The 3,195-nt window shown below is 65.9% G+C and carries 4 protein-coding genes; 3 read left to right on the top strand and 1 reads right to left on the bottom strand.

The genetic code is table 11. The features are described 5' to 3' along the window. The 3 genes from Q0996_RS25155 to Q0996_RS25145 all read left to right on the top strand — a co-directional run. Positions 1-290: DnaJ C-terminal domain-containing protein (locus Q0996_RS25155; protein ID WP_299626881.1), on the top strand; the 290-nt coding region annotated here is incomplete at its 5' end. Positions 291-469: 179 nt separating this feature from the next. After that, a complete protein-coding gene (locus tag Q0996_RS25150) occupies positions 470-778 on the top strand; it encodes a hypothetical protein (protein ID WP_299626878.1) in 309 nt (102 codons plus the stop codon). A 502-nt stretch (positions 779-1,280) separates the two neighbouring features. After that, complete coding sequence (locus Q0996_RS25145; RefSeq protein ID WP_322096807.1) at positions 1,281-2,510, top strand: glycerophosphodiester phosphodiesterase family protein; 1,230 nt, start codon at positions 1,281-1,283, stop codon at positions 2,508-2,510. 69 nt (positions 2,511-2,579) lie between these two features. On the opposite strand, the gene Q0996_RS25140 is transcribed toward Q0996_RS25145, so the two are convergent. Continuing rightward, the coding region (locus Q0996_RS25140; protein ID WP_299626875.1) for a tetratricopeptide repeat protein at positions 2,580-3,195 on the bottom strand (616 nt) is incomplete at its 5' end.

Below are 3,195 nucleotides of genomic sequence, written 5' to 3'. Positions count from 1 at the left end.
CGGTGGAGGTGCCCACCATCGACGGCGGCCGCGCCAAGATCACCGTGCCCGCCGGCACCCAGGCCAACCAGCAGTTCCGCCTGCGCAGCAAGGGCATGCCGGTGCTGCGCTCCTCGGCTGTCGGCGACATGTATGTCGAGGTCGGCATCGAGACGCCGGTCAACCTCACCAAACGCCAGAAGGAGTTGCTGCGCGAGTTCGAGGACGAGGGCAAGGGCCGCAAGACCAACCCCGAGTCCGAAGGCTTCTTCGCCCGGGTGAAGGAGTTCTGGGAAGACCTGACGGACTGAGCCCGCGCCAGGTCCAGGCCCTTCACGGTTGATTGTTGCGACGCGTTGTTTCCGCGCTGCGCGCCCATGCGGCCAATACGGCGCCATACCCCCTAATTGAGGCTTCTGTGTTGAACCCGGAAGCCCGCCACAACGCCTCATCGCCATTGCCGCAACAACGTCAATGATGAGGACTTACGATGAACAAGCGTGCATTTCTTTCGCGGGCCGTTCTGGCCACCGCCCTTGTCGCCCTTGGCATCTCCGCCGCGGCGGCGCAGTCCGGGCCCCAGCACCTGAAGCCGGGGGTCCACAAGCCCAAGGCACCGATCGGCTTCGCCACCAAGCCGGGCGGTCCGCCCCAGCGTGCCGGCTACGAACACGACAGCGACGCCCAGCTCGACATCTGGGTGCAGCGCTGCAACGACGCCGGCGGCGGCATGATCACCGGCGAGGACGGCAACTACGACTGCATCGATCCCTCGGGCAACTCGATCCCCGACTGGTGATCGCCGAGAGCCCTTTTGGGTTTTGACAGCACCGGCGCCGTGGATCACCGCGGCGCCGGTTCGGTTTCCGGGCTGTCGTTTCCGCCTCCGATCCGTCAGACTTGAAGGCTGTCCGGTTTGGTTTGCAGCGTGTTGGAGCCAAGGGGGTGGTCGCAGGACAGGAGATCGAACACGCCGTGACGAACGGCTTGCGGCGGAAGGGGAGTCACCCCCACCCCAGCCCTCCCCCATCGAAGGGGGAGGGGGAAGTTGTTGAAGCGGCTGAATAAAACCTCCTCCCCCCTTGACGGGGGGAGGTTGGGAGGGGCGTGACTTGCATACTCGACGACCGCCTGTTTGCCGTACTGGCGCGTGTAACCGGACAGCAGTGAAGACTGTCCGGCGCGACCCTTGTCGCCGCCGTGTCGCGTCTTCATCGCGACGTCACCGAGTGGTCACACCTGGGTCATGCATCCTTGCCCCACTGTTGCCTCGGTGAGTTTGGAAAATCGGAGCCCGGAAGATGACGAGAAACTCATGGCTGATGGCCCTGGCGGGCGCCGTGCTTTGCGCCGCTGCCGTCCAGGCCGAGACGGCGCGGGCCGAAAGCGTGCAGCTCGGCCCCCGCCCCTTCTTTCTGATCGACCAGATGAAGGACGGCGACCTCAAGACCAGGCTGCAGGCCTGCGCCGGCAAGACCTTCGAGAAGAGCCTGTTTTCCATCGGTCACCGCGGCGCGCCCCTGATGTTCCCGGAGCACACGGTGGAATCCAACGTGGCGGCGGCACGCATGGGCGCCGGCATCCTGGAGTGCGACGTCACCTTCACCAGGGATAAGGAACTGGTCTGCCGCCACGCCCAGAACGACCTGCACACCACCACCAACATCCTGGCCTCACCCTTGGCGGACAAGTGCACCGCCGGCTTCACCCCGGCCTCCGGCGGCAGGCCCGCCTCCGCCGAGTGCCGCACCAGCGACATCACCCTGGCCGAGTACAAGTCCCTGGTCGGCAAGATGGACGCCGCCGACAAGTCCGCCACCACCGTCGAGGGCTATATGGACGGCACCGCCAACTGGCGCACCGACCTCTACGCCAAGAGCACCGGCACCCTGATGACCCACGCCGAGTCCATTGCGCTGTTCCGCAAGCTGGGCGCCAAGTTCACGCCGGAGCTGAAGTCCCCCGCCGTGGAGATGCCCTTCGAGGGCTTCAGCCAGGAGGACTACGCCCAGAAGCTGATCGACGAGTACAAGGCGGCCGGCGTGCCGCCGGAGGACGTCTGGGCCCAGTCCTTCAATCTGAACGACGTGCTCTACTGGATCGAAAACGAGCCGGAGTTCGGCAAGCAGGCGGTCTTTCTCGACAGCCGCTACAACGTCGAGGGCTTCGACCCCATGAACCCGGAGACCTTCGAGCCCTCCATGGCGGAACTGAAGGCCAAGGGCGTGAACTACATCGCCCCACCCATGTGGATGCTGGTGACCGCCAGGGACGGCAAGATCCTGCCCTCGGCCTACGCCACCGAGGCGCGCAAGGCCGGCCTCAACCTCATCACCTGGACCTTGGAGCGCTCCGGCCCGCTGCGCAGCGGCGGCGGCTGGTACTATCAGTCCATCAAGGAGGTGACGGATTCCGACGGCGCCATGTTCGAGCTGGTCCACGTGCTGGCCCAGGACGTCGGCGTGAAAGGCATCTTCTCCGACTGGCCCGCCACCGTCACCTACTACGCCAACTGCATGGGCCTGGACTGAGGCTCTGCGAGGCCGGGGGGCGGGGGACCGTGCCTCGGTGATCCGCGTGGATCGGGCGACTGCGAGCGCCTAACTGTCTCGTCGTTCCGTCAACAGGGCTTGCGCCCTTTCGAGGTTCCCTCGGGTCAAGGCTATGTAATGGCTGGCCTCTGCAGCCTCGAAGACGCCCAGCGCCACGCAATAGGCCGCCACCGCCTCTTCCAGCCTTTTTACCCCACTCTCCCGCTTCCCGAGGCTTTCCAGCGCGGAGCCGAGGTTGTTTTGGGTGGCCGCCCAGTCGAGCGGCACGCGCTCGCGGGTCCGTTCCTTCAGCGCCTCGCCAAAAGCGGCGACCACCTCTTCCAGCCTTTTTTCCCCGCTCTCCCGTTCCCCGAGGCTCCGAAGCGCGTTGCCCAGGTTGTTTTGGGTCATGGCCCAGTCGAGCGGCACGCGCTCGCGGGTCCATTCTTTCAGCGCGTCCCGATTGGCGGAGACCGCCTCTTCGAGTCGCGCTGTGCCGCTCTCGCGTATGCCGAGGCTTTGAAGCGCATTGCCTAGATTGTTCTGGGTCCCTGCCCATTGCAGCGGCACGCGCTCGCGGGTCCACTCCTTCAGTGCCTCGCGATAGGCGGCGACCGCCTCTTCGAGCCGCGCCGTGCCGCTCTCGCGGGTCCCGAGGCATTGAAAGGCGTTGCCCAGGTTGTTC

This window comes from Pelagibius sp. (genome assembly GCF_028289705.1).
In the GTDB taxonomy this organism is placed as follows: Bacteria; Pseudomonadota; Alphaproteobacteria; order Kiloniellales; family Kiloniellaceae; genus Pelagibius.
The sequence above is the reverse complement of the archived record's forward strand: the minus strand, read 5'-3'. Positions and strand labels throughout refer to the sequence as shown.

What these genes read in the sequence shown, in the direction of transcription:
- Q0996_RS25150 (WP_299626878.1), top strand. Translation starts at nt 470, where the DNA reads ATGAACAAGCGTGCATTTCTTTCGCGGGCCGTTCTGGCCACCGCCCTT.
- Q0996_RS25145 (WP_322096807.1), top strand. Translation starts at nt 1,281, where the DNA reads ATGACGAGAAACTCATGGCTGATGGCCCTGGCGGGCGCCGTGCTTTGC.